Here is a 21,043-nt window from a genome sequence, read left to right as displayed (position 1 = left end):
CCGACGCTAGCGTCGGCGATCCCACCAGGTGCGCAAGGTGGCGAAGAAATGGAAATAGCGGTTTTCGCGCTTGCCCATGCCGCGCTTGGGCGAGAACGACTCTTCGGCAAAAGCACCGGTGATGCGCACCCGTGAGGCCTGGGTTTTCAACGTGCAAACCCTGGCGCCAGCCTCCAGCAGTGCGAACTTGAGCAGGCGCTCGGAATGCAGCTTTCTGCCTGTCGCTTTGCAGAAATCGAAAATGCGCTCAATCCGCTTGCCATAAGCAACGTAAGTATCGCGCCCGCAAATGGCCAGACGGTCATTGAGGCCGCCCCACCACTGCCAGTCCGGAATGTACGCGTTGTGTCGACGGGCTTGAGGATGGTTGAACACGTAGCCGGGCAGTGGCGTGTGGAAGAAGTTGTCCGGCCGCACGAACACGACGAAGTCCGGGTTGAAGGACTCCATCATCGTGGTCACCGTGTGCAGTGAGTTGAGTTGATAGATCAGATTGCGCAGCGACGCGAAGTCATCAGCCCAGGTATCGCCCTGTGCTTTGACCTGCTCGAAATCCCAACGCTCCAGCACCCCCTCGGTCGAGGTCAGCGCACCGGTCATCGACTCGAAGGGCTGGTAGTTGTCCGCTGCCAGCTCGCCTTTTTCGCCAGACCGCGTGTTCTGCACTTCATCGATTTTATACAAATGATAAAAGCACTTAACGTCACTGCCCGCAGGCAACTGCGCCAAGACGTTCTGTTCGATGGAGGGGAAACAGATCTGTGAGTTTCTCGGAATCCCGAAAAAGGCCACGGCAATTTTCAACACGCAACAGCACCTTTTGAAAGTAGTTCGTGCCCGGCGGCACCCGGATACAGAATCTCGTTTACTGCTGTCGAAACAGCTTTTGCCACCAGCGACGAGGTTGTAACGGCACCACGATCACGTCCGACTTCTGCAGCCAGGCGCGCTCATAGTCCCAGGCATGGCCGCCCCACAGCTTGCCTGCCTCGTTGGAAAAACCCAGGGTCATCAACTGGTAGGTGTAACCGACGTGGCCGCGCAGCCAGTCGAACAACACCAGGGTATTGAACCCGGTGGAAGGCCCGACATAGCGTTTGCCTCCCGGGCGGTCGACCGGGTAATTCCACAGTGGCGGCAACGGGATACGATCCCAGTACATGGCCACTCGCGGCAACGGACACATCGGTGCGGCGCAGCCAACCAGCATGGTGAAACAGCGCTCGCTTGCCTGATCGAACAGGTGCTGCACGTCCGGCCCGCACGGCAGGCCGAAAAAATACGCGTCCGGCGCGTTGTAGCCGTGCACGAAAACATTGACGCTCTGCGTATTGAGCAGCGGCGCCTTGATGCAGGTATTGAAGCTGACGACGATGTCATTGGCGCCGATGTTCAGCGCCTGAAAATCCGCCGCGGTGATCGCCGGGTTATTGGCAATCAGGACCACCCGCGCCGCACGGCTCAGGCTCTCGCGCAGTGCCTCAGGCAAGGCTTGCAGAACAGACTGGTCACCACCGGGCAGCGCATCCAGCGCCATGTACTCGCTGGACGGCAGCGATTCATGCTCCTTCATTCAGACCGGCACCTTCATTCCATGACGCAGCTTCACCCACAACCGCGTAAACGCAGAAGGTGGCTGCCATGGGCGCATTTCGCGCTGGATTTGCGCTGCCAGGGCCTGGCCGACGCGGGCAAAGGAATAGCGGCTCTCTGCGAAGGCCTGGCCGTTGCGGGCGATCTGTTGCGCCAGCTCGGGGTTGTCCTGCAGCAGTTTGATCTTCTCCACGGCCTCATCTTCGCTGCGGTAGAACACCGTGTTGTGCATGTCTTCGAAGCCCAGCAGTTGATCTTCCTCGCCCTGACTCCAGGCCAGCAACACGCAACCGCAGGCCATCGCTTCGAAGTTCTTGATCATGAATTCGTTCATGCCGATATCGGCACTGACAAAGATCTTGATGCGATTGAGCGTTTCCAGGTATTCCGCGCCCGACTTGGTGCGGGTCACCAGCATGCCGGTGCGCTTGGAGAGGGACTCCAGCAGCGCCTTGCGCTCGGCGTACTCGGTGCTTTTCAGGCTGCCAAGAAAGCCGATTGGAATGTCGCGCACCGCGCCGGTATTGCGCAGCATCTGTTCGTCATAACCCTTGGAAACGAACACCGTGTCGATGCCTTCCGCAAGCATCTTGCGGGCGACGACGGCACCGGACACCAGCGCCCGACAGCTCGGCAGACGACGATACAGACGTGAATACACGCCCTTGTACTTACTCGCCGGCATGTAGTTCTGATAGGCGTCGTGCTCAAGGAACACCAGCCCGGGTATGCATTTGAGCACCTGCAGTTGCGTGGCCAGGCGCTTGACCCGAGAGAAAATCACCACGCGATCAAACGTCTGATAATCAACCGAGGCCAAAAAAGATCCCAGGTTCAACTGCTGCTGTTTGCTCAGACGAAAGATGAAACATTCATCACAGTTCTGCTGCACGATGTCGTAGAGCCGGTCGAGAATGACCCGCTGCTCGTCCATCACCAAGAGCATGACTTTCATAAATTAATCGACCACGCGACGTAGGCAGGCAAGCGCATCGGATTCACAGCTGCCGACATCAACGGAAACGGTAAAATCCCCAAGGCAAAATCCGTTCACACGCAGTACACATCGGTAAAAATTCATCTGATCAGCGACTGCGAATCTTCTCGACAATCGCAGTTGTCGAGCTGTTTTCCACAAGTCCAAGCACTTTCACGGTGCCGCCGTAAGCGCAGACGATGTCAGCGCCGACCACTTGATCGATGCCGTAATCGCCGCCCTTGACCAGCACGTCGGGCTTGACCTCGCGCAGCAGGTTTTCCGGGGTGCCTTCAGGGAAACTGATGACCCAGTCCACCGCGCCAAGGCCTGCCAGCACAGCCATCCGCCGATCGACACTGTTGATCGGTCGTCCCGGCCCTTTCAGGCGGCTGACCGAAGCATCGTCGTTGACCGCGACAATCAGGCGATCGCCCTGGGCCCGCGCCTGTTCCAGATAGGTCACGTGCCCGGCATGCAGGATGTCGAAGCAGCCGTTGGTGAAAACGATTTTTTCGTTATGCGCGCGGGCATCGGCGACGGCGAGCAGCAACTGCTCAAGCCCCAGCACACCGCGCTCGGAACCTTCTTCACGCTGAATGGCGCGACGCAGTTCGGGCGCACTGATGGCGGCCGTACCGAGTTTGCCGACCACGATGCCAGCAGCCAGGTTGGCCAACGCAACGGCGTGGGGCAACTCTTCACCGGCGGCAATCGCTGCGGCCAGGGTGGAAATGACCGTGTCGCCGGCACCGGTGACATCGAACACTTCACGGGCACGGGCTGGCAGGTGCAGCGCCGGATGATCAGGGCGCAGCAGGGTCATGCCGTGTTCACCACGGGTCACCAGCAGGGCACCGAGCTCAAGGTCGTGCATCAGCGTCGCGCCCTTGCTCACCAGTTCGTGCTCGTCGATGCATCCGCCGACAATGGCTTCGAATTCGCTGAGGTTAGGCGTGATCAGGCTGGCACCTCGATAGATCGAGAAGTCCTTGCCCTTCGGGTCGGCCAGCACCGGGATGTTTTTCGCCCGTGCAGCCTGAATCAGCGCCTGATGGTTTTTCAGTGCGCCTTTACCGTAATCGGAGAGTACCAGCACCTTGATGCCTTCAAGCAGATCGTCGACCTGCGAGGCCAAGGCCAGGGAATCAGTGGCGAACGGTTCTTCAAAGTCGATACGCAGCAGTTGCTGGTGCCGGCTCATGACCCGCAACTTCACGATGGTTGGCTGGTGCGCAATGCGCTGGAACAGGGCACGTACGCCCGCGCCTTTGAGACTGTTGCTCAGGCTGTCGGCGGCTTCGTCGTCGCCGGTCACACCGACCAGAGACGCCGGCGCACCCAGCGCGGCAATGTTCAAGGCAACGTTCGCGGCACCGCCCGGACGATCTTCGATCTGCTCGACCTTAACCACCGGCACCGGCGCCTCAGGGGAAATCCGTGAGGTTCCGCCATGCCAGTAACGGTCGAGCATGACATCGCCGACTACCAAGACCGGGGCTTGATCGAAACGCGGCATGGACAACTTCATGGAGCAACCCACATACAAAATGAACAGGGGCGCGATATTAACACAGGGTAAAGCCCCGTCCGCCTCAATCTGAAAGGTCGCGTACCCAGAACAATTCGTGGCGCCGGACAGCCTTGCGGAAAAATTCGTTACTGCCCGTGACGGGCCAGCGGCGGCCCGCCAAAGCCTGCTGGATCCAGCGCCGCAACTGTCGCTTGAACACGGGCGGGCCTTGCAGATCATGCTCCATGGCCAGCGCCATGGCTTTGTCCAGTTGCACCTGCGCCGACAACTGCGGACTCCACAAGCGATCCGCCGGCAGTGCCTCGATCGCTGGAGGCAAGGCGATCCCGGCACCGGCCGGACCCATCGGCCAGCGATCGTTGTCATGCAAATGATTGGCGTACATCAGCAGGGTCGCCGGCTTCCAGTGGCTCAGTTCGATAGCCTCGCGCAGCGCCTGGGTGGTGGCGACGTGATCACTGTGCGGGTCGAGCTCGGGGTGCGGCGTCACCATCACTTCAGGACGGTAATGCTCAAGCAATGCCGTCAGATCCGCGACAAGGTTGCGCCAGGTCGGCTGGCCATCAGCATCGGCCGGCAGAGCCAGCGGGTTATGACGGCGGACACTGCGCACGTCGGTTTCCTGCGACTCGCGGGAGCCGAACGGCTTGTCTGGTGCTTGGGCCATGGCCGGCAACTGCAGGCAGTAATAACCCAGTTGCACACAACGTTCGGCAGGCACACCGCCCCACAGCGGAATCGTCAGGCTGTCCCAACTGCGCAAGCGCCCCTTCAACCGTGCAGCCGCAGCCTGATCCAGGCCCAGACGCTGGAAATCTTCAGCCTCGATCTCGCCTTGAGTCAGGGTGACGATGCTGACGTCTTCGCTGCGACTGTAAAGACCGAACGCCGCCAGTTCCGCATCATCGGCGTGAGGTGCCAGAACCATCACGCGTTGGCGGCTGTAGTCAGGGTTGGCCATGACCCACAAAGTGCCGGCAGGTGCCACCGCACAATAGCGCCCGCGCAACGCCAACGAGCCTTGCGCCAGTGCCTCTGCCTGCCCGGACAGATTAAGGAAACGCCGGCCTTTGACCCCGCGCTCGAAATCCTGGCGATCATCGCCGACGGCAACGTAAGGATCGAGCCAGCGGCCAAGCCAGGTGCTATTCAACTGCACTTCGAGGACCAACGTTTCCCCCGGCGCCAGCGGCTCACTCAGGCGCACCACACCGCCCGCAAGGCTTACGGCCTGATGCGCCGTGCCTGCAGGAAAGTCGTACTGGTAATCGTCGGTTGCCCGGTAGAACAAATGGTCGGCAAACCACGCCTCGTGCGCGACCCAGGCCGCCACGAGCAACAGCGGCACCAGCCACCAACCGAGCAGGAAGCCGATCAGCAACAGCCCCAGCAGAAACGCCACGAGAAACAGACGCTTGTTGCGCCGATGGGCCTTGAGAAGCTGTTGCTTGCGAGCGCTCATGGATTCAGACCTTGTAGACCGGCACCGTGTGGCACCAGCGATCCTTGTACTCACGGTCGGCACGACCGAATGAATAGCGCAAAGGCTTGCCCAGCACCTGGGCATCCGCCCAGGCCTGCTGCGTATTGACGAAGCTCAGCACGCTGCCAGGGCTGAACTCGCGACTCTGCGGGTCGACGCCACCGTTGATGTATTCCAGCGACACCCATTGCGGCGCTTCGACGCGGTACAGCACCTGAATGGCCACCGGCGCCGACTCGAGCAACGCCACCGAACCGGTCATGAACTCACGCAGCAAGGTAAAGACCTCGGCGAGTCCGGCCTTGCCCGGCACTTCGAACCCCCAACGGCGTTGAAACAGATCGCCGTAAGCCGCCGCCTGCTCCTGCGGCGTAAAGTCGGACATCGGCACCAGCGACCCGCCCGCCTCTTCCAGCAGGCGCTGCTCGCGACGCTGGTTGTAGCGAAACTTCTTCGAATACTCTTCCGGCAGACGCGCCAGCGCCAAGCCCTCGGGCTGCACCTTCAAGGTGCTGATCTGCTCGGCATTGAGTTGCGACACATAAGCCATGCGCTGGCGCACCGGCACGCTGACGTCCGGCGCGATCGGCAGAATGATTTCCGCATTGCCCATATCGAGCAAACCGCGCTTGCCCTCGCGCTTGAGTACTTCCTTGGACAAGGCGACATGCCGCCCCCAGCAGGGAATGGCGGCAACGACATCGCCGTCAACGATCCAGCCCAGATAACGCAGTTCGATATCAACGAAGGTCGACAGGCGCTCGACGACCTCCGGATGCGTGGCAAAGCTGCCGCCGAAACGCTGCCAGGCCCGGGCGTAGGCTTCCCGGTCGATCTCAGTCCAGCCACGTTCACGAAAGCTGCGAAACATCGTCAGCATACGTTGGTCGCGTGGGCCGGCTGCGGTTCGTCACCCTCTTCAAACTCTTTGGCATGCAGGCGCGAGTAGTAGCCGTTTTGTTCGAGCAGTTGCGCATGAGTGCCCCGCTCAACGATCTGGCCATCATCCATGACCAGAATCAGGTCGGCTTTCTCGATGGTGCTCAAACGGTGAGCGATCACCAGGGTCGTGCGGTTCTGTACCACATGATCCAGCGCTGCCTGAATGTGTCGCTCCGACTCGGTGTCGAGGGCCGACGTCGCCTCATCGAGAATCAGCAACGGTGCATCCTTGAGCAGGGCGCGGGCGATGGCGATGCGCTGACGCTGACCACCGGAGAGCAGCACGCCGTTTTCGCCGACCATGGTTTCATAGCCCTGCGGCATCTTGATGATGAATTCGTCGGCGTAGGCTTCACTGGCAGCACGTTTGACTTCATCAAACGGCGCGCCAGCCAGATCGCCATAAGCGATGTTGTTGGTCACCGTGTCGTTGAACAAAGTGACCTGCTGAGTCACCAGCGCAATCTGTCGGCGCAGGCTGCGCAGGGTGAAGTCCTGCACTTCGACGCCATCGAGCAGGATCTGGCCCTGAGCATGATCATGCTGATAAAAGCGCGGAATCAGGCTCGCCAGGGTCGACTTGCCACTGCCCGAACGGCCGACCAGAGCGACCATCTGCCCCGGCTCGACGACAAAACTGATGTTGTTGAGCACCGCTTTTTCGGTGTCGGGATAATGGAAGCTCAGATTACGCACTTCCAGACGGCCTTCGAGACGATCGCGCTCGACCTTGCCCTGATCCACTTCCGCCGGCTCATCGAGTTGCTCGAAAATGCTTTCGGCACCGGCGACACCCTTCTGAATCGTGGAGCTGACTTCCGACAACTGACGAATCGGCTTGGGCAGCAGGCCGGCCATGGTGATGTAAGCCACCAGATCGCCCGGCGATGCATCGCCGCGAAGGTACAGCACGAGGAACATGACCACGGCCATGGCGCTGTACGTGACCAGTTGCAGCATCGGCGTGTAGACAGCGCCGGTCTTGGTCATCGTCAACTGCTTGTCGGTGTTGCTCTGGCTGGCATCGCGAAAGCGATCCTTTTCATATTGTTCGCCGCCGAAGCTGCGTACCACGCGATAGCCATGAATGGTCTCGGAAGCGACGTGGGTGACGTTACCCATCGAGACCTGGATCTTCTTGCTTTGCTTGCGGAATTTTTTGCTGGTGCTGTTCACCATCAAGCCGATCAACGGCAGGATGGCGACCATGACCAGGGTCAGTTTCCAGTTCATCCACAACAGCGTGCAGAACAGGAAAATCACCGTCATGCCTTCACGGATGACGACTTTGATTGCATCCGTCGCCGCGCCGGTGACCATCGTCACGTTGAAGGTGATCCGGGAAATCAGGTGACCGGAATTGTTCTTGTCGAAGAAGCGGTTAGGCAATTCCAGCAACTTGTTGAACAGCACCACCCGCAGGTCATGCACCAGGCCCAGGGAAACCCGCGCCAGGAAGAAGTTGCCCAGGTAGGAGCCTACCCCCTGCCACAGCGCAATGAACACGATCATCAGCGGCACGGTTTCGAGCAACTGCAGCTTGCCCAGATAAGGATTGCCCGGGAACAGGCTGGCTTCAGGATTGGCCAGACCGTCGACAAAGTATTTGAGGATGTAGGCGAGCATCGGTTGAGTCGATGCGAAGATCAGAAACCCGACGATGCTGAGTAGGAAAAGGCCGGCGTAAGGCCGCACGTAAGCCAAAAGGCGGAAATAGATCGCCAGCGTGGACTGGGCTTTCGGTTCAGGACTGCTCATGGTGATCCGCGCAATTCAGTGAGGCGCCGATGATATCACACGCGTTTTTGCCCCGATAAACATGACTTCAAGCCAGCCCTCGACCAACTCGGTTAAGATACCCCGCTAATGATGGGGAGCCTGATATGCAATCGATTGATCACCGCACTTACGAGGCACTGCGCGAGGGTGCACACGTATTGGAAGCCGACGGCTCCGGCGACAAAGTGCTCAGATTGGCCGATGGACGCATGCTCAAGCTGTTTCGTCGCAAGCGCCTGCTCAGTTCGGCGCTGTTCTACCCTTATGCGCAACGCTTTGCCGACAACACCCATGCCCTCGAACAACGCGGCATTCTCTGCCCCAAGGTCATTGCGGTTTATCGTATCCCGAGCATCGAGCGTGACGGCGTGTATTACAGCCCGCTGGCGGGCAATACGGTGCGTCAGCTACAAGGCAGCCGCGAAGAGTCTGAGGTGTTGAGATTCAAGCTGGGTGGCTACTTCGCGCTGTTGCACGAGCGCGGCGTGTACTTTCGATCGTTGCATTTCGGCAACGTGGTGCTGACCCCCGACAACCAACTGGGCCTGATCGATATCGCCGACCTGCGCTGCCAGAAACGCGCCCTGAGCGACAGCAAACGCCTGCGTAACTTTGCCCACTTGCTGCGTTACAAGGAAGATCGCCAATGGTTGCTGGGTGACGACGCCGGCGACACTTTTATCGAAGGCTACCGACAGGCCCTGCCGAGCAACCGGCAAGACCCGCTGATCTCACGTCTGCGCCCGCTGCTCAGTTGAGCCTCAAGGCCCGATGACCAACACGGTGGCGCCTTTGCGATTGGCGAAATGCTCGATAATCCGCAGTTTGTGCGCAACCAGCCAGTCGTTCAGCCATGGTTCGTTACCCTTGGCCTCGATCAGGAAATATCGATAGTCACCGGAGTGAGCCGCCGACATGGCCTCCTCCTGGGTCAACACCGGCAGCACGTAGCCACGGCCGGCGTAATAGCTGATTCGCCCGTCCCCGAAGTACGTCGGCGCGCCCGGCTCGACGTGCGCCGCCATCCAGCGACCCGCCTCGATGTAATGGGTTTTGCCGGCCCCGGTGGAAATGACGTTCGACAGCATCACCAGTACCGCCGCGGCGACCAGGCATTTGCCCCAGCGCGGAAACTCGCCCGCAAACGCCGCCAAGCCCATCGCCAGCACGGGCACGAACAGCAGATTCAGAAAGCTCATGTAGCGCGTATTCATGAACTGCAGTTTGAAGAAAAACAGTATCAGCACCACCAGATACAGCAGCGCCGCCCAGGCGAACGGGCGATAGTCACGCCAGTAGGTGCCTAGAACTCCCCAGTTGCGGCGCAGCACAAACGGCACGGCAAAAGGCCCCATCAACTTCACGAACGTGATGGCCATGGTTGCCAGAATGCCAAAGAAGATAATCCGCCAGGCTTCATCCTGGGAGTACTTGGTGATCATCGAGTTGGCGAATTGATCGCAAAGCATCTGAAAGGAGGCGAGCACGCTGTGGGGCGCAATCATGTCCAGGTAAAGCATCATCCGCGCCGACATGAGCACACCCGACACCGACACGAGCACGACGCCTATGACCGGCAACACCGACAGCTGGACCCATTGCATACGCCGCCCCGGCGCCCACAGATTGGGCAACTGCCACAATATCAACGCAGGCAACAGCAACAATGCCTCCAAACGGAACAGGGCTGCTGCAACAATTGCCAGATGAATCAGCGCCGCACGCAACCAGCCACCGCGAGCCTGCCAGCGCAGGGCGAGCCAAAGGGCCAATGTGCAGAAAAACCAGAAACCGCATTCACGGATGATGTCATTGCGAAAGGCGTTGACCGCCGGCATCGCCAGCACCACCAGACAAGCCCAGCGTGTGGCATAGGCAGAACGTTGACGAACGCAATCGACCATCAACGCGCTGGTCCCGGCAAAAAACGCCCCGCACCAAAGGTAGGCGCTCAGCTCCAGGGGTAAGTGCAGGACGACATGCGTGCCAGCCAGCAGAAAGGAAAACCACGGCCAGTCGAATGTGGCCCAGGCTACGTGAGGCCCGCGTTCAACCACTTGCTGGGCAATATCGATGTACAGCGCGGCGTCACGCCCCACGGTCGCCGTGCCCATGACGGCAATCAGCGACAGCAGCACACTGCCCAAAAATGTCAACCAAACCGGGTATTCGTCGATGATCCGTGAGACCTGAGCGCCCACTGTATTGCTCGTACCTTTCACCCAGCCACCTCACCGACACGCTTAACAGGGCACGCGCACATCACCGCGAACCATTCACCGAAACAGCAACCTCAACGCCTTGCGAGTGTATGACCAACGCGAAAATGTCCGCCAGTCTGCACGCAACGCCTGAAAGTAGAACGCTCTGGCCAGTTTGTATTCACCATGGGAATAACAGTCACGAAACAGCGACAGGCAACGCTGCGCCAGAAAGGCCTGACGCAGGTCGTGCATTTGCGCCGGCATGCGTCGAGCAGAAAACACTTCACTGACAACTTGCTCGGTACCCGCCGCCAGACTCTGGCGCAAGTCATGGCGCATGCTGTCAGCGTGCTTGTAGATAAGCGCCAACGGCATATCCAGCACCGTGCACGGATAGCGCGCCAATACCTGAGCAAACACAGGCAAGTCTTCAACATTGCGCAAGTGTTCAGGGTAATTGCCCGGAGCGAACACACCACGATGCATCGCACAGGCACCGTTGGAAATCGATATGGTCTTGTCCAGCAGGTAACCCTGCAATCGTTGGTGCGGCGTCAATGGCAGAGGCTTCGCACCTTGCAGACTGCGCCTGCCGTCAGCAAAGACCGACCAGTGCGCGCCAATGATCATCTTGCTCTCGGGGTTGTCGCCAATATGCTGCGCCAGCGCTGCGAGTGCACCGGGGGCCATTTCGTCGTCGGAGTCGAGAAACACCAGATATTGCCCGGTCGTCTCCTCGAGACCCCGATTGCGCACTGAAGACAACCCGCCATTGCTTTTGCGTAATGCACGAAAGCGCCCACCGTGCTTGAGCAAGAGTGCTTCCACTACCGCCGGCGTCTCGTCCGTCGACCCATCGTCGATGACCAACAGATCCGCCGTCGTTTCATCCAACTGCGCCAACACCGACTCCACTGCTCGGGGCAGGGTTCGCGCGTAGTTGTAAGCCGGAATGACGACGCTGATCAGTGTTTCAGTCAAGTTCGTATCCTTTTACACCCTCTTTTACGACCAGAATATCTTCCATGATCAGGTATTCCAGATCAGAGCCGAAAAACATGTTCAGCGCGTCGGTCGGCGAGCAGATCATCGGCTCACCACGACGGTTGAGCGAGGTGTTCAGCGACACGCCGTTGCCGGTCAGGTTTTCCAGCGCCTTCATCATGTCGTAGTAGCGCGGGTTGTACTCGCGCTTGAGCACCTGGGCGCGAGAGGTACCGTCTTCGTGGACGACTTCCGGCACGCGGGTCTTCCATTCTTCCGCCACTTCAAAAGTAAAGGTCATGAACGGCGCCGGGTGATCGATCTTGATCATCTGTGGCGCAACGGTGTCGAGCATCGACGGGCAGAAAGGCCTCCAGCGCTCGCGGAACTTGATCTGGTGGTTGATACGGTCAGCCACGCCCGGGACGCTTGGGCAACCAATGATCGAGCGACCACCCAGTGCGCGCGGACCGAATTCCATACGCCCCTGGAACCAGGCCACCGGATTGCCATCGACCATGATTTTGGCGATCTGCTCCGGCATGTTGTCGAGCTTGCGCCAGGTTGGCTTGTTTTCGTGACGGGCGCACGCGGCGATCACGTCTTCATTGCTGTACGACGGGCCGAGGTAGACATGTTCCATCTTCTCGACCGGCACGCCACGGGCCTCCGACACATAGGCCGCAGCACCCACTGCGGTACCGGCATCGCCGGAAGCAGGTTGTACGAACAGTTCCTTGATGTCGTCGCGGGCGATGATTTTCTGGTTCAGCTTGACGTTCAACGCACAGCCACCGGCGAATGCGAGTTTGCCGGTTTCCTTGAGCACGTCGCCCAGGTAATGGTCGATCATCTGCAACGCCAGTTTCTCGAACAGCGCTTGCATGCTCGCGGCGTAATGAATGTACGGTTCGTCAGCGATGTCGCCTTCGCGTTTCGGGCCCAGCCATTCGATCAGCTTCGGCGAGAAGTAGAAGCCTTTGCCCTTCTCTTTGTAGCGACGCAGGCCGATCACGTTGGCGTAGTCGGTGTTGATCACCAATTCGCCGTTCTCGAACGAGGCCAGACGCGAGAAATCATATTTGCTGGCGTCGCCGTACGGCGCCATGCCCATGACCTTGAACTCACCGTCGAGCATCTCGAAACCGAGGAACTCGGTGATCGCGCCGTACAGGCCGCCGAGGGAGTCCGGATCGAAGAATTCCTTGATCTTGTGGATCTTGCCGTTTTCGCCATAACCGAAGAAGGTCGTGGCGTACTCGCCCTTGCCGTCGATACCGAGGATTGCGGTTTTCTCTTTGAAACCCGAGCAGTGGTAGGCGCTGGAGGCGTGAGCCAGGTGGTGCTCGACCGGCTCGATCTTGATTTTTTTCGGATCGAAACCCAGTTGTTCCAGGCACCAGACAATCTTGTTGCGATAGCGCTTGTAGCGACGGTTGCCCATCAGGATCGCATCGAGGGCGCGATCCGGGGCGTACCAGTAACGTTTGGCATAGTGCCAGCGCGCCTTGCCGAACAGGCTGATCGGGGCGAACGGGATTGCCACCACGTCAACGTCGGACGGTTTGATGCCGGCCTGTTCGAGACAGAACTTCGCCGATTCGTAGGGCATGCGGTTCTTTGCATGCTTATCGCGTACGAAGCGCTCTTCTTCAGCCGCCGCCACCAGCTTGCCGTCGATGTACAAGGCCGCTGAAGGATCATGGCTAAGGGCGCCGGACAGGCCAAGAATCGTCAATGCCACAGGGTCTAGCCTCTTTAGTCTGCATTCGGGCGCAAGGCGCCCTGAAAATTGATGTGTCTTCGCACCGGGCGAGAGACAGCTAAAGGGCGGGATTATAGCGTAAACATGCCCCGAATTACCCTGTACGAATCACACCCGGATCGAATGATTCAGATTAATCCTGCTCAATGTCTTAATAACCGCCTCTGCGCCAGTAAATACTGAGGTTGCCATCGGTAACCTGACGATAAACCGTGTAGGGCAGCGATACCGTGTCGAACACGCCAGACAATGGCAGATCCAGCAACACGAACGGCACCAGAAAACCGCTGGGGTCGGGTGGCGCGTTCAGCACACAAAAATCAAAAGCCAGACCGCTGTAAATCCGCGGAATGGATTGGCAGTACGTCTTTTGCTTGCGCATATCCCGGGCGACGTCGGCATCGTCCTGCAAAACTGTCATGACGCTGCCGCAGCCGGCCAGAACCCATGAAATTGCACCCAGCATTGCAGCCTGTTTGATGGTCAAAATTCGCCCTCCGAAATCGTTGGGCAAATTAGCATCGAAGCTGAACAGGGCACAGTTCATGGCTTCTGTAGATGCTGTAGGACGCGTCGCTGAATCCTGTCCTCTGTTGCTGTAGTGTTTTTTGCCGGCCGCTCGCGGCAGGGTTCATTGCGCGCTGGCGATATCTTTCGGTAACCGCTGGTCGATGACCTGGTACAACGCACTGCTCTCGGGCCAGTTGCGCATGAACCGCGCACGATCACGGGCGTAGGCCGGCGCAAAACTGCCGGCAGATCCGTGCTGGCACATTGAATCAAGGTCAATCAACGCCCAGCGATCTTGCTGCCAGAACAGATTGTGGCCCTTGAAGTCGCCATGACTGATGCGCTCGTCAATCAATCGGGCGAACAACTGGTCCAGCGCCTGCAATTCCGCCTCCGGCGCATCGCCATTTTCAACATACGGCGCAAAGCGCTCGATGATGTCCGGCCCGGAAAGAAACTCGGTGACCAGATACGCCCGACTGCGCAGCCATAAAAAACGCCTCTCCAGCACCGCCAGCGGTTTCGGCGTGGCGATACCGAGGAACGCCAGGCGATTGCCTTCGCGCCACGAATGCCAGGCCCGACTCGGACGCCAGAAACGCTTGAGCCAATGCGCAAAACCCTTGATGTTGTAGCGCTTGATCACCAGCGTGCGCGCGCCCACCTGGACCTTGCCGACGCTCGCTGCGCCACCGGTCTTGTACAGATGACCCTGATCGAGCAATGCATCGGCCTGCTCCAGCACCGGCACCATGGCCGACTCCTCTTCGCGACGGATCGCGCGCAGACCGAACGCACCACGCCGCACGCTGAACAGCGTGCATTCGCGACCGACCTTGATCAGGAAGTCCTTCAAGCGCCAGCGGCGCACTTTGTCGATCTGTTTCTGCAAGGCTTCCAAAGGCAACGCGTGCTCGCTGTTGCTCAACAGGTAATACACCAGCAGCTCTTCGGTGAACGGCTCCAGTGACTTGGGCAACTGAGCGAAAAAGACGCCCAGATTCTCCAGCACCTTTTGCCGCGACAAGGGCTTACCCGCCGTCTCCACACAAATGCCGGCACCGTCGATCAGGTACAACTGGCCGCCGTGACGCAGCAGGTTGTCCAGGTGCAGGTCTTCCTGCCAAAGCCCTTTGCCATGCAACTGGCCAATGGCGCCCAGCGCATCGGCCAGCACCGCAGACTGCTCATCCGCGAGTACCGGCAAACTTTCGACCCTGGCCCAGACCTCGCCGAGACTTTCGGCACCTTCGAGGAAATCAAACAGCAGCCAGCCACCCTCACCGCTCTGCAAACCATCGGCCAACAACAACGGTGTCGTCATGCCCTGCGCAGCCAACAGGCGCACGCCCTCCAGCTCGCGCTGAAAATGCCGTGGCGCCTTGCTTCCGACCAGCAATTTGGCCAGCACCGGACGGCCGCGCCAGACGCCGGCACCGACGTAACGCTGGCCCGGCAACACCCGCAACAAGCTCAGCAGCTGCAAGTGCGCAGTGCCCGCAGAGTCCGCCAGTGTCACGCTCAGTGGCAGTTGCGGAGTGCGCCCGACACCGGCCAGCTCGGACAATTGCATCAGCGCGTCTCCTTGTGGCTGCGGCGCGCGGTCAAGCGCGCGAGCCAGCGGTCGAGCAGCGAGCTGTCAGTAGGCTGATCCAGATAAGCCGCCAGCAACTCACGCAGTTGCGCTTCGCTCCACTCGGGCGCGCGGCGCTGCAATGGCTCAAGGTCCTTGATCCGGTCACGCATGCCGAACAACAGCGGCCGGGTTTTTTCCAGGTCGATCAATTGCGCCTGGTAACCGTCGCCGGTGGCCCGAAGAAAAATGTGTTTGGGGTAGAAGCAACCGTGCACTTGACGCACACCGTGCAGATGCCGCGCCAGTAACCCACAGGACTTGAGGATCGCCGAGTGCTGCGCAGTGCTGAGCTGCTGCCAGCGTTGCAGCAACGACTCCAGGTCGCTCCAGCCATCCAGTGCCCGGGTCAGCAGGATCGCGCGAACTTCGCCATCGACTTTGCGCTCACCGAAAAACGCCGCCTGCAACGCTGGAATGCCGAGTTTCTGATAGCGGCTGATGTTGCGAAATTCGCGGGCGAAACTCGGCTCGCCAAACGGCGCATGCAGGGTGCGGGTCAGATAATTGCTTTGGCGCTTGAGGTAGTAACCGTGGCCTTCCAGGTCCAGCCGGAACACGCTGCTCCAGCCGCCACGGGCGGTATTCGGTTCGTCCACCGCCTCGAGTTGCTTGGCCCACAGGGCGTCAAAAGTGCCTAGGCCGTGGCGTTCCAGCAGCGCCCGGTCATCTTCGGCCAGAAAATCAGTCATTCGCGTCCCTCGAAAAATCTCACCACGTGCCGAATCCGTTTCTTGTCGGCGTCATTGAGCCGATCGCACTGGCGGTATTGCTTATAGAAACGCAGGCGCTGGGTATTGGACAGGTGATATTTGGCAAGCTTGTCGAGACAGGCTAGGTCCTTCGTGATCCGGTACTTGAGCCAGAAGCCGCGCCAGAACTCGCCATTGGGGCAATCAATAAGAAAAATGCGTGCCTGGTCATCGATCAGCAGATTGCGCCATTTCAGATCGTTATGGGTGAAACGGTGATCATGCATCGTACGGGTGTAACCGGCCAATTGCCGACTGACACCATCGACCCACGCATGGTCCTTGAGCTTGGGATCCTTGCGTTCGGCGAGCGCCGAGAGGTCTTCGGTTTTCGGCAGTTCGCGGGTGATCATCGCGCCACGGTCGTATGCCGCGCCACGCCGCTCCAGCCCCCAGGCCACGACTTCAGCAGTGGGAATGCCCCACTTGGCGAAGCGCTTGAGGTTCTGCCATTCCATCTTCACGCGCGGCTTGCCGAGGTAACGGCGCAAGCCTTTACCGGCGCCGACATAGCGTTTGACGTAATAGTTGACGCCGTTGCGCTGCACGCGAATAACCTCGGACAGCGGATCGCGGGTCAGGCGTTCGCCTTGCAGCGCGAATACTGCTTCGAGGCTGCCGAAATCTTCGGCGAGCTCGCTGTATTGCGGCTCCAGAGTCCAACCCGCCATCAGAGCGCATCCCCGTAGCGCTGTTTCCGCGCATAGAGTTTGTTGGCCTTGCCTTCCAGCCAACTCAGCAGCGGCGCTTCTTCAGCCAGAATCTGGCGCAGCGGTTGCTGGAAATAGCCTTTGAGAAAACGCAGCTTGTCGCGGCGAGTCAGGCCGATGTCCAGCGCAGAGAAATACAGCGCGGCCAGATCCTTGTTGCGCCAGCGCTGCGTGATTTTCGCGCGGGTCTGCGCACGGTGCAGGTCGATCACCGAGAGTTTGAAGTCTTTGGGTGTCACCGGTTTGTCGGTGTGCAGCAGGAAGTGACAGATGTAGCAGTCGCGGTGATTGACCCCGGCGCGGTGCATCATGCCGGTCATGCGTGCGACTTCGGCGATCAGCGCACGCTTGAGCGTTGGCTCCGGCGGCTGCTTGACCCAATCGATGCTGAAGTCTTCGAGGCTGACGGTCGGCGCCAGTTCTTCGGTGACGATAAACGAGTGCTGATCCGCCGGGTTACTGCCCTTCTCGCCGTAAGCCACGGCGGTCATGGTCGGCACGCCGACTTCCTGCAAACGCTGGATAGCCTTCCACTCCTGACCCGCGCCGAGCACCGGCAGCTTGGCGGTCAGCAGATTTTTGAAGATTTCGCCCCAGCCGATGCCACGGTGGATCTTGACGAAAAAGCCGTTGCCGTCGACTTCCGTGCGCAGTGTCCGGCGGGCTTCCAGCTCGCGGTATACCTCGCCCTGCAAGCCTTCGACTTCGGCGAACGGGTCGCGCCCGGCCCAAAGGCTCTTGAACGGTTCAGCCAGCATCAACTTCATTAAGCGTGCTCCGCCAGAATCACATCGGCCGCGTGCTGCGGCATGCTGTAGAGGTCGGCCGTCTCGGCGAAGGCCAGACCATTGCGGCTCCAGGCCGCCCGTGCAGCGTCGTCATGCAACATTTCAGTCAGGTATTGCGTCAACTGCGCCTGATCGAACGGCTCGTCCAGCACGCGCCCGGCGTCGGCCTCGGCAATGTAATGGGCGTAACCGCAGACTGCGCTGACCAGCACCGGCAAACCGGCGACCAGCGCTTCGAGCAACACAGTACCGGTGTTTTCGTTGTAGGCCGGGTGGATCAACAGATCGGCGCCGAGCAGGAAACGCGGGATATCACTGCGGCCCTTGAGGAACGTTACGTTATCGCCCAGACCCAAAGTGGCACTCTGCATCTGGAATAATTTGGGGTCATCCTGGCCGATTACAAACAGCCGGGTGCGTTTCTTCAGCTCGGCGGGCAATGAGGCCAGCGCTTTCAGGCTGCGATCGACGCCTTTGGTCTTGAAGCCGGAGCCGATCTGCACCAGCAGCAGTTCGTCGTCCTTGAGATTGAATTCAGCACGGAAACCGGCACGAATCTCATCGGCATCTGCCGGACGGCGGCGATCCTGCGCAATACCCGGTGGCAGCAGATGGAAACGCTCCAGCGGCGTGTCGTAATGCTTGATGAACAGCGGCTGCTGCACTTCGGAAATCATCAGCACTTCGGTCTTCGCGTCTTTGGCGAACACCGCGCGCTCGTACTCGGCGAAGTGGCGATAACGGCCCCAACGGCGGTACAGCGAATGGCGCAGGTTCTGCGCCTTGTCTTCGAAGCAGCCGTCGGCGGCGTAATAGACGTCCAGCCCGGGCATCTTGTTGAAGCCGATCAGGCGATCAACCGGGCGCTTGGCCAGGTCCGCCTCCATCCACGCGCTGAGCTTTTCGTTGCGACGGTGATTGAAGAACGCCTTGACCGGCGCCACCAGCACTTCGAAACCGGGCGGCACGTCGCCTTCCCAGATCAGCGTGTAGACGCGGATCTGATGCCCGCGTTTCTGGCATTCGAGGGCAATGCGCATGAAGTCGCGCTGCAAGCCACCGAACGGGAAATATTTGTACAGGACAAATGCCAATTGCATCAGCGCAGCTCCTCAGCCATTAACAACGTGCTCAGTCGGCTGGCGACACGCTCTGGGTTCAAACGCGTGAAGCACAGCGGCTGTTCACGCTTGAGGTCAAACTGACGGGCATCCTGCGCGGTCGGTTGATAAGTACATTTCTTTTGCAGGCACGGCGCGCACGGGAAGTCGCTGGCCAGGTGAATCTGCAATTTGCCGTAAGCGCCGGTCAGGCCCGGATTGGTCGGGCCGAACAGCGAGATGGTCGGCACGTCCAGCGCCGCGGCCAAGTGACCGAGACCGGTGTCCACCGCCACACAGGCTTGCGCCCCGGCGAGGACTTTGCCGACACCGGCCAGATTCAGCTTTGGCAACACTTCGGCGTGTTTGAAACCGGCGGCGATGCGTTCGGCACGGGCCTTTTCCTGCGGGTTGCCCCACGGCAATTTGACGCCGACGCCGAGGTAGCCGACGCGTTCGGTCAGTTCACGCCAGTAACTTTCCGGCCAGTGCTTGGTGTCCCACGTGGTGCCATGCAGGAACACTACGAATGCGTTTTTGCGCGGCAACTCGACCAGACGTTCGACGTTCAGGCCGTAGTCGCCGAGACCTTTTGGCAGGTCATAACCGAGGGCGATGGCGAACAGTTGGCGCACGCGTTCGACGGCGTGTTGGCCACGGGCCACAGCCAGTTTGCGATCATAGAAACGCGCAGCCATCGGCTCACGGGCCGAACCTTTGTCGAGCCCGGCCACCGGCGCTTTGACGTAACGGGTCAGCCAGGCGCTTTTCAGCAGGCCTTGGGCGTCGATGACCAAATCGTATTTATTCGCGCGCACGCTTTGCTTGAAGCGTTTCCACTCGCCGCTGGTGATGGTTTTCCAGAGGTTTTTGCGCCAGCGGCGGATCGCCACCGGAATCACTTTGCCCACGGCCGGGTGCCAGGTCGGAATCTCGGCAAAGCCTTCTTCCACCACCCAGTCGAATTTGATCCCGGGAATGGCCCGGGCGGCGTCGGTCAGCGCCGGCAACGCGTGAATCACGTCGCCCAGCGATGAAGTCTTGATCAACAGTACCCGCAACTTAATGAACCTCGACCACAGAGCCCTGCAATTTCTGCAAGGCATCGTTGACCGCGTCCGGCATCAGCTGGCGCAGGCAGTTGTAATGGCCGAAGCGGCAGGTACGGTCGAAGCACGGGCTGCAATCGAGGCCCAGACGGACCACTTCGACGTGTTCGGCCAACGGCGGGGTGAAACCGGGCGAAGTAGAACCGTAGACTGCCACCAATGGGCGGTTCAGCGCGGCGGCGACGTGCATCAGGCCGGAATCGTTGGAGACCACCGAGTCGGCGCAAGACATCAGGTCGATGGCTTCCGCCAGCGAGGTGCCGCCGCTGAGGTTGACCGATTCTTCACGCAGGCCCGGGATCAACCGCGCGCGGATGTCTTCGCCGACCGCGTGATCGTTTTTCGAGCCGAACAGCCACACCTGCCAGCCTTCGCGGATACGCGCTTCGGCGACCTTGGCGTAATGCTCGGACGGCCAGCGCTTGGATTCGCCGAACTCGGCGCCGGGGCACAGGGCCAACACCGGGCGATCGAGGCTCAGGCCGAACTTGGCCAGCGCGGCTTCGCGGGTGACCGGGTCGATTTGCAGGCTTGGGCGCGGATACGGTTTCGGCAGCTCGGCGTTCGCTTCATAGGCCAAAGCCATGAAACGCTCGATCATCAGCGGATAGCGTTCTTTGTCGAGTGTGCGCACGTCGTTGAGCAGGCCGTAGCGGAATTCGCCGCGCCAGCCGGTGCGCTTCGGGATGCCGGCGAAGAACGGCACCAGCGCTGATTTCAGCGAGTTGGGCAGCAGGATCGCCTGGTCGTACTGACCGCGCAGGGATTTGCCGATGCGCCGACGCGTCGCCAATTCCAGCGCGCCGTGGCCGAGCGGAAAGCTCAAGGCCTTGCGCACTTCGGGCATGCGCTCAAGGATCGGCCGGCTCCACTCGGGGGCCAGCACGTCGATTTCGCATTGCGGGTGGCGCTGCTTGAGACACTGAAACAGTGTCTGCGCCATCACCATGTCACCGACCCAACTGGGCCCAACGATCAGAATATTCATGTGGTTTCCAAAAACGAACCGGGGAGGCATTTACGCCTCCCCGCCTCGAGAATCACTGAGGGAGCGGCACGGCTGGCGATGGGTCATTACCTTCAACATGACTGTCGACTGTTACTCCGCTATCGCGAGCAGGCTCGCTCCCACATTGTTTTTTCGTCCTGCTTCAGATCTACAGACACTGTAGATCCACTGT

At 59.9% G+C, this 21,043-nt stretch carries 19 protein-coding genes; 1 reads left to right on the top strand and 18 read right to left on the bottom strand.

The genetic code is table 11. The features are described 5' to 3' along the window. Window positions 1-6 precede the first annotated feature (6 nt). From A8O26_RS05770 to msbA, 7 genes are all read right to left on the bottom strand, one after another. Entirely contained in the window at window positions 7-807 is an 801-nt protein-coding gene (locus A8O26_RS05770; protein WP_064117161.1) for a hypothetical protein, read from the bottom strand. Between the two features lie 58 nt (window positions 808-865). Next, window positions 866-1,573, bottom strand: coding sequence for a hypothetical protein (locus tag A8O26_RS05765; protein WP_064117160.1), 708 nt, complete (start codon window positions 1,571-1,573; stop codon window positions 866-868). Then, window positions 1,574-2,548, bottom strand: a complete 975-nt coding sequence (locus A8O26_RS05760) for a glycosyltransferase (protein ID WP_064117159.1) — start codon at window positions 2,546-2,548, stop codon at window positions 1,574-1,576. Window positions 2,549-2,678: 130 nt separating this feature from the next. Continuing rightward, a complete protein-coding gene (gene hldE, locus A8O26_RS05755) occupies window positions 2,679-4,100 on the bottom strand; it encodes a bifunctional D-glycero-beta-D-manno-heptose-7-phosphate kinase/D-glycero-beta-D-manno-heptose 1-phosphate adenylyltransferase HldE (RefSeq protein WP_064117158.1) in 1,422 nt (473 codons plus the stop codon). 64 nt (window positions 4,101-4,164) lie between these two features. After that, the gene (locus A8O26_RS05750; protein WP_064117157.1) at window positions 4,165-5,565 is read right to left on the bottom strand and encodes a PIG-L deacetylase family protein; all 1,401 of its coding nucleotides are present in this window, start codon (window positions 5,563-5,565) and stop codon (window positions 4,165-4,167) included. Window positions 5,566-5,569: 4 nt separating this feature from the next. After that, complete coding sequence (locus A8O26_RS05745) at window positions 5,570-6,466, bottom strand: GNAT family N-acetyltransferase (protein ID WP_064117156.1); 897 nt, start codon at window positions 6,464-6,466, stop codon at window positions 5,570-5,572. Continuing rightward, the gene (gene msbA, locus A8O26_RS05740; RefSeq protein WP_064117155.1) at window positions 6,460-8,286 is read right to left on the bottom strand and encodes a lipid A export permease/ATP-binding protein MsbA; all 1,827 of its coding nucleotides are present in this window, start codon (window positions 8,284-8,286) and stop codon (window positions 6,460-6,462) included. Before msbA ends, A8O26_RS05745 begins: the two co-directional genes overlap by 7 nt. Before the next feature lie 125 nt (window positions 8,287-8,411). On the opposite strand from msbA, the gene A8O26_RS05735 reads away from it, so the two are divergent. After that, on the top strand, window positions 8,412-9,065 hold the full coding sequence (locus A8O26_RS05735) for a hypothetical protein (RefSeq protein ID WP_064117154.1): 654 nt from the start codon (window positions 8,412-8,414) through the stop codon (window positions 9,063-9,065). Between the two features lie 3 nt (window positions 9,066-9,068). On the opposite strand, the gene A8O26_RS05730 is transcribed toward A8O26_RS05735, so the two are convergent. The 11 genes from A8O26_RS05730 to waaF all read right to left on the bottom strand — a co-directional run bounded on the left by A8O26_RS05730 (window position 9,069) and on the right by waaF (window position 20,850). Next, window positions 9,069-10,508 carry a hypothetical protein gene (locus A8O26_RS05730; protein WP_253756701.1) on the bottom strand — a complete coding sequence of 480 codons (1,440 nt, stop codon included), beginning with the start codon at window positions 10,506-10,508 and terminating at the stop codon, window positions 9,069-9,071. A gap of 75 nt (window positions 10,509-10,583) precedes the next feature. After that, on the bottom strand, window positions 10,584-11,492 hold the full coding sequence (locus A8O26_RS05725; protein WP_064117152.1) for a glycosyltransferase family 2 protein: 909 nt from the start codon (window positions 11,490-11,492) through the stop codon (window positions 10,584-10,586). Continuing rightward, on the bottom strand, window positions 11,485-13,239 hold the full coding sequence (locus tag A8O26_RS05720) for a carbamoyltransferase family protein (RefSeq protein ID WP_064117151.1): 1,755 nt from the start codon (window positions 13,237-13,239) through the stop codon (window positions 11,485-11,487). The genes A8O26_RS05725 and A8O26_RS05720 overlap by 8 nt, the downstream gene beginning before the upstream one ends. Before the next feature lie 172 nt (window positions 13,240-13,411). Beyond that, window positions 13,412-13,747 carry a YceK/YidQ family lipoprotein gene (locus A8O26_RS05715; protein ID WP_081265162.1) on the bottom strand — a complete coding sequence of 112 codons (336 nt, stop codon included), beginning with the start codon at window positions 13,745-13,747 and terminating at the stop codon, window positions 13,412-13,414. Window positions 13,748-13,891: 144 nt separating this feature from the next. Then, on the bottom strand, window positions 13,892-15,343 hold the full coding sequence (locus tag A8O26_RS05710) for a lipopolysaccharide kinase InaA family protein (protein ID WP_064117149.1): 1,452 nt from the start codon (window positions 15,341-15,343) through the stop codon (window positions 13,892-13,894). Continuing rightward, a complete protein-coding gene (locus A8O26_RS05705; RefSeq protein WP_064117148.1) occupies window positions 15,343-16,095 on the bottom strand; it encodes a lipopolysaccharide kinase InaA family protein in 753 nt (250 codons plus the stop codon). The genes A8O26_RS05710 and A8O26_RS05705 overlap by 1 nt, the downstream gene beginning before the upstream one ends. Next, the gene (locus tag A8O26_RS05700) at window positions 16,092-16,826 is read right to left on the bottom strand and encodes a lipopolysaccharide kinase InaA family protein (RefSeq protein ID WP_064117147.1); all 735 of its coding nucleotides are present in this window, start codon (window positions 16,824-16,826) and stop codon (window positions 16,092-16,094) included. Before A8O26_RS05700 ends, A8O26_RS05705 begins: the two co-directional genes overlap by 4 nt. Continuing rightward, complete coding sequence (rfaP, locus tag A8O26_RS05695) at window positions 16,826-17,632, bottom strand: lipopolysaccharide core heptose(I) kinase RfaP (RefSeq protein ID WP_064117146.1); 807 nt, start codon at window positions 17,630-17,632, stop codon at window positions 16,826-16,828. Before rfaP ends, A8O26_RS05700 begins: the two co-directional genes overlap by 1 nt. Then, complete coding sequence (locus A8O26_RS05690; protein WP_064117145.1) at window positions 17,632-18,753, bottom strand: glycosyltransferase family 4 protein; 1,122 nt, start codon at window positions 18,751-18,753, stop codon at window positions 17,632-17,634. Before A8O26_RS05690 ends, rfaP begins: the two co-directional genes overlap by 1 nt. After that, on the bottom strand, window positions 18,753-19,814 hold the full coding sequence (gene waaC, locus A8O26_RS05685) for a lipopolysaccharide heptosyltransferase I (RefSeq protein WP_064117144.1): 1,062 nt from the start codon (window positions 19,812-19,814) through the stop codon (window positions 18,753-18,755). Before waaC ends, A8O26_RS05690 begins: the two co-directional genes overlap by 1 nt. A gap of 1 nt (window position 19,815) precedes the next feature. Continuing rightward, a complete protein-coding gene (gene waaF, locus A8O26_RS05680; RefSeq protein WP_064117143.1) occupies window positions 19,816-20,850 on the bottom strand; it encodes a lipopolysaccharide heptosyltransferase II in 1,035 nt (344 codons plus the stop codon). Between the last annotated feature and the right edge of the window lie 193 nt (window positions 20,851-21,043).

Source organism: Pseudomonas fluorescens, assembly GCF_001648775.1.
Lineage (GTDB): Bacteria > Pseudomonadota > Gammaproteobacteria > Pseudomonadales > Pseudomonadaceae > Aquipseudomonas > Aquipseudomonas fluorescens_M.
Note: the sequence above shows the minus strand (reverse complement) of the source record. Positions and strands in the feature narration are given on the sequence as shown.